Raw genomic sequence first — 6249 nt, 5'->3', positions numbered from 1 at the left:
GCAGTACTGCCTCCCTATTTTAATCGTCATTAATAACGTCACGTAAAATAATTAGAATTGCAATTACGTGAGTGACTAATTGTGCAGTTTTATTACGTCTAAGCATTCTACCTCCTGTTTTAGTTGAGCTAATAAGTTAAGTTCAGCAAAAGAGGCGTATGAGTCACCAATTATTAAATGATCTAACACCTCAACATCTATCAACGATAAAGCTTTGATTAGCTTACCTGTTATAAGCTTATCCGCTGTAGACACCTCCACGCTCCCAGAAGGATGATTGTGCGCTAGTATTACACTAGCTGCATTAACCCTTAATACGTCCTTTACAACCTCTCTGGGATACACTGAGGCTGAATTAATTGTGCCAAAAAAAAGCTCTTTGTATTCAATGACTTCATTGTTATTACTCAAGTAAATTATTGAGAATACCTCTCTCTCATAGCTACCTAATTTCAGCTTTAAAAAATCTACAGTTGTTCTTGGGGAGCTAATTTTGCCTTCTCTTTTTAATCGTCGAAATATTATTCTTGATGCCAAATCAACAATTTCATCATCAGTTAAAATTGTATTATTCGTGCTTAGTAATTGTTGGCTTTTTAACATGTGGACCTCTTATGAATTGTTTGCTCATAAAAGTGATATAGATTTCAAAATATTTGGAATAGTGCTTTAGGAAAGCAAAGGAAGCCTAAAAGTATTTTTTTACACAACTCCCTCATTAGATGACAAAAATTAGGAGTCATCAAATGCGTTTAATCAAATTAAAAGAAGTTATACAAAAAACATCACTAGGCCATTCAAGTATTTATAAGTTTATTGCAGAGGGGACATTTCCGAAGCAAGTATCGCTGGGCGCTAAGTCTGTAGCGTGGGTTGAGTCAGAGGTAGATGATTGGATAATGGAAAGAATAGGGAGTAGAAAATAGTGGGGGAAGATCAAACAGATCGTTTACATTTTTTAATTATCTTGTATTGTTGAATTTGGAAAAGATTACAAGGACTGCTAGTAATATGGAAATTACATGTTGAGTGGAAAGTTTAGTACATCAGACTTACCTGAGAAGTACCACGATATTATATTAATAACTGCTCATTTACATCGTTTCAAAAAAGATAGGTTATCTCCTTCCCTACATAAAAGCCTCTCAAATAATGAAAAACAACAGTTAAGTGATGTAAAAAAGTTTTTTATAGAGAAAATTAAAGCGGAGAAAAATAAGGCTAAAGTAAGAAAAGAGATAACTAAAAACAAATTAAATCTTTTCGGTAAAGACCTATACCCAACTGTAATTGTTCATTTAGATTCCGCATTAGAGCAGATAACACTTCCTGAAGACTTAATGTTAATTAAGCAAAAAGCTGAGCTATGCTTAGGGATGCGTCCAACTGTAGGTGAGTTTTTAGCTAAAAATGTTGATAGCTTTTACAACCTTTCTAAAGAGGAGGTTTTAGCTTTACAGTCATTTTACAAAAGGGGACTAAAAGAGGATGCAACTAAAAAGAAAGTAAAAATTACCGAGGACTTTTATGATCAATCAATTAATACTTCTATTATTTTAAATGCTCCCCCAGGTTGCGGAAAAACCCATAGCATAGTTCATCGTTTAGACGTCCACTTATCTCAACTAGATCAGTATTTTGATGCTCGAAAAATCCTCATTTTAAGTTTTACTAGAAATGCAGTCAAAGAGCTTAGAGGACGCATAAATAGTATTGCGAATAATTCTAAGCAAAAAAATTTAGATTTAGTGAAAGTACAATCATTCGACTCATTTGCATATCAGGTTCTTTTGAATCAAGAAGGTAATGCGCCCAAGGATGACTTTGAAGAAAATATAGTAAAAGTTAAAGCTATCTTGTTAGACAACTATCTAGGAGGGAACACGATATTAGATGAGATCCAATGGATTTATGTTGATGAGTACCAAGATTTAGTAGGGTGTAGAGCTGATTTAGTTTTAGAGTTGACGAAATTTATTTTGAAAAAAAATGGTTCAGTGAGCTTGTTGGGTGACCCTTGCCAGCAAATAATGAATTTTCAAATAGCCCATCGTAACGAGACAACAAACACTTTATTCATAAGTACATTTGGACAACTTGTAAGTAGTAATTCAAAAACAATAGAGTTATTCAAAAGTTACCGATTTAAAACAGAGCAACAATGCGAGTTAGTTAATTCTCTTCGAGAGGAAATACTTCAAAATAAAGAAGTTATTATTGGTACTAGGTTTGCTCCAGTGATCCCACTAACATCTGTAAATGAAGGAGGAGCGATATTATGCATAAGAAATGTTGATTGTTTACTCATTAAGCTGGAATTGGAAAGATTAGGTCAGCATTGCTCAATAAACTATGGTTGTGAAAGAATCCCAGCCCCAAGTTGGATATACACAATTTTTGCATTTTGGAAGCAGCGTAGTATGTCTAAATCTTCTTTCTTGTCAAAATGCTATCAAAAGCTTAATTCTGATTCTGAAGTCGAGATCGAATACCTTAAAAAACTAGGTGTTTACAGTAAAGATTTGATTCAAGTTGATCTACTCGTTTGCATTCTAGAAGAGCGAGGTGGAGTAGAGTGTAATATTAATCACCCAAATATCACAATAAGTACGGTCCATAAAGCTAAAGGATTGCAGTATCCTCATGTAGCATACTTTTCAAAGAGAAGAGAGTATGAAATTGGTAGTGATGCTCTCAATGAATTTTACGTAGCAGCTACAAGGGCTGAAAAATCTTTTAGTTATGTATATTCGAATGAAATTCCAAAAGTTTGGAGAAATAGTACAGAAAGCCCTTATATTTGTGAAAACTCATGCTTTTTAGAGGGCATCAAAGAGATTGAACTGAGCAGCTTTTTTCATGGTATTACAAATATTTCGGAATACGATTTAAGAGCATGTATGTCTAAAACTATAAATTTTGAATTATTTAGTGAATATAAAAAAGTTTATGTCGTAGCAGCTCTTTCAGAAAGAACGAAAATAAAAATGTATAGAATGCCGAGGCTAGAGAGAATAAGCGAAATTAGGGATGGCCTAGCTAATAACAGAAAGCTTATACCTAAAAGCTTTTCAACATTTGTCTATACCGGTACTAGCAAGAACTTAGAAGAATTATTAGGTCCTACTTGTTTAATTAATATGCCAATATTCGAAGGCTTATGGGAGTTTCGAAATGAAAAATAATAAATATAGTGATTCTCGAGAGAAATATTTGGCGGAAGTTTGCAGGCAAATGATCGGGCCGTACGAAAATGAAGAAAAATTAGATGTCGCACCATGGGATTTTTATCATACAGGTATGATTTGGCCTGCTGGTGAAAAAGTTAAGCTAGAAGATTATGATGAAGACAAAGAACATGATGTGGAAGCTAGTGACGGCTTTATGGACTTGGCTAATGCATCCCACCAAGGTGCAATTGGCTTCACTTGTTATGTTCGAAAAGGCATCACCGATGCTTCGATTGAGCTTAGCTGGGCTACTTACAATGAAGAAAAAATTGATAGTAAACTTTTTTGGATAAGAGTCCCATTCAATAGAAAGCTAGAGTTTAATATTCTTGAGCTTGACCAAACGAAGCCATTAATAGAGGTGGATAACGTAACTTTCCGTCTAAAAATAAAAGAGGCACAAGACTTTCTTACTCTAACTTTTACGTTAGTTAATCAAAAGCTTAAGTCATCAATTTATGGTGATGGAGTTCTTTATCAAACCAAGATAATTTTTGATACGGAATATTTAATTGAAGCTCCTGTTCGAAACAATATAACAAATAATGATCCTGAGTTTTGGCAACATGAACTAATTTACAGAGACTATGTACATTTCGCTACAGGGCATGGCTGCGCGGTAGAATGGGATGGTATTAAACCTAATAGCCTTCGTACAAGTTGGATGCCTGAGAGTGTTGTTTATAAAGCATCTCCAGAAATTGCTGATTTAAAAAATACAAAGTCTCTATCCATGAGCTTTTTAGGAAATAGCCCCAAAAGCGATGTTATTCAAGAGCTCAATCATTTACCGCAGCTGTATGATAAATGGATCAAGGAACAAGAATGTTCCATTGAAGGCATCCTTAAGAGCTTTGATGGAGACAGAAGAGCAAAGATAAAAAAAGTCGCTTTTGAAAATATTGATAATTGCGTTCAACATTGCAACCGAATTAAAGAGGGAATTAATCTTTTAGCAAATAACGATAAGTTATTTATAGCCTTTCAGCTCGCTAATTTAGCTATACAGAAAAATATAGAATTAAGTGTTATCAAAAAAGGTGGTGATTTTAATTTTGAGCCTAGATGGAGACCCTTTCAATTGGCTTTTATTTTGCTCTCAACCCCTTCTACAGTGCTAGAAGACCATAAAGATAGAGAGATTATGGAGTTAATATGGTTTCCAACTGGCGGGGGTAAAACAGAGGCTTATTTAGGACTTACTGCATTACTTATTTTTTATCGTTATTTAATAGCGTCCTCTGTTGAAGAAGCTGCAGGTACTGCAGTTATAACTAGATATACATTGCGGTTGTTAACTATACAGCAGTTTGAAAGAGCCGCATTAATGATTTGCGCAGCAAATATAATAAAAAAACAAGTTCCTGAACTTCAGGAATATAAAGATTTTGACATAGGCTTATTTGTTGGAGGAGGAGCTACACCGAACAGCTTACAGAAAGCACATGACTTACTGAGTATGGGGAGTGATGAGATCGAAACAACTTTGCCTCTACAGAGTTGCCCAGTCTGCGGTTCACCATTAAATACCGAGCATCAGATTATTAAAAACAAGCAGCTAATTACTTGGTGTAGTAGTTCTGAGTGTTTATTCAACAGCGAGTCATCGCCATTACCTTTGATGGTCATTGATGAGCAAATCTACAACTCACCTCCAACCTTTCTCATTGGCACTGTTGATAAGTTTGCCAACATGCCGTTCACGCCCGAAATGGGAAGACTTTTGGGGCGGAATACAAAAGCAGCGCCTCTACAATTAATAATCCAAGATGAACTTCATTTAATTAGTGATGCTCTTGGCACTGTAACGGCTTTATTTGAAACAGCAATCGATGAAATTGCAAGTATAAATAACAAAGTAAAGATTGTCGGATCAACGGCTACGATTCGTCGAGCTGAAGTTCAAGTAAGAAAGTTATTTAATCGGAAGTCCATGCAATTTCCTCCACCATGTCTGAACGTAGATGATTCATATTTTTATCAAAGTAATAAAAATGATCCCGGTCGATTATATGTAGGAGTTCACGCTCAAGGGCGCTCTCCTAAACATACTCTATCAAGACTAGCTGCAAATTGTTTTCAAGCTACAGAGTATACAGAAGAGCAAGTACGAGATTCTTTTTATACATTAGTTATGTATTTTAACAGTATGAGAGAACTAGGTAGTTCACTATTGCTTTTAGAGGATGATGTTCCTAAATACCTTGAAGTTATGGCTGTTGATAAAGGTGTTAATACGAGAAAAATTTCACGTTTCAGTGAATTGACTAGTAAGTTAACACCAATAGAGATACCTCAAATTTTAGACGAGCTCTCCGTAAAGTGGCCTATTTCTAAAGATAGCAATAAAGAGCCTATAGATGCAGTACTAGCTACTAATATGATTTCTGTTGGAGTTGATGTTTCAAGATTAGGTGCGATGATTGTAAATGGCCAGCCAAAAAATACATCTGAGTATATACAGGCTTCAAGCCGTGTTGGGCGAGATGATGGCACCGCTGGTATTGTTTTTACTCTTTATAATTGGACGAGGCCCAGAGATCGTTCTCATTATGAGAAATTTCATACTTACCACAGCTCTTTTTATAGGCATGTTGAGACCTCCAGTGTTACTCCATTCGCCTCAAGGGCGAGAGATCGGGCTCTTCATTCTGCTCTGATTGCTATGGTGAGATTAAAGATCCCTGAGTTTTACCCTAACGACAGTGCAGTCCGTATTTTGGAAGATAGCCTTAGGCAGAAAGTTCGTCTCTTAATGAAGTCTATTTGTCAAAGGGTAAAAGCTACTGAGGAAGAGGAAGAGGAAGATACTAAGCTACACCTAGAAAATATTTTATTTGATTGGCAGGAAAAAGCTGAAAGATCAAAATCATTGAAATGGACAGCAATAAATAAATATGACCAAAGTAATTACTTAATAAAGCAAAAAGAAAATGGTAAAGATCCTTGGGAAATGCAGCGCTCAGTTCGCGATGTTGAAGGGCAAGTGAAAGTTAGTATGTATATACAGGATGTGTAA

4 protein-coding genes are annotated in these 6249 nt (G+C 35.4%); 3 read left to right on the top strand and 1 reads right to left on the bottom strand.

The genetic code is table 11. The features are described from left to right. Positions 1 to 75: 75 nt before the first annotated feature. Entirely contained in the window at positions 76 to 603 is a 528-nt protein-coding gene (gene radC, locus CXF76_RS13550; protein ID WP_101163952.1) for a RadC family protein, read from the bottom strand. Positions 604 to 746: 143 nt separating this feature from the next. Here radC and CXF76_RS13545 point away from each other — a divergent pair, with 143 nt between their 5' ends. The 3 genes from CXF76_RS13545 to CXF76_RS13535 all read left to right on the top strand — a co-directional run bounded on the left by CXF76_RS13545 (position 747) and on the right by CXF76_RS13535 (position 6249). Further along, entirely contained in the window at positions 747 to 926 is a 180-nt protein-coding gene (locus CXF76_RS13545) for an AlpA family transcriptional regulator (protein ID WP_101163951.1), read from the top strand. A gap of 96 nt (positions 927 to 1022) precedes the next feature. After that, positions 1023 to 3185, top strand: a complete 2163-nt coding sequence (locus CXF76_RS13540) for a UvrD-helicase domain-containing protein (protein WP_101163950.1) — start codon at positions 1023 to 1025, stop codon at positions 3183 to 3185. Then, positions 3175 to 6249, top strand: a complete 3075-nt coding sequence (locus tag CXF76_RS13535; RefSeq protein ID WP_101163949.1) for a helicase-related protein — start codon at positions 3175 to 3177, stop codon at positions 6247 to 6249. The genes CXF76_RS13540 and CXF76_RS13535 overlap by 11 nt, the downstream gene beginning before the upstream one ends.

This window comes from Pseudoalteromonas sp. 78C3, assembly GCF_002836695.1.
Lineage (GTDB): Bacteria > Pseudomonadota > Gammaproteobacteria > Enterobacterales > Alteromonadaceae > Pseudoalteromonas > Pseudoalteromonas arctica.
Note: the sequence above shows the minus strand (reverse complement) of the source record. Positions and strands in the feature narration are given on the sequence as shown.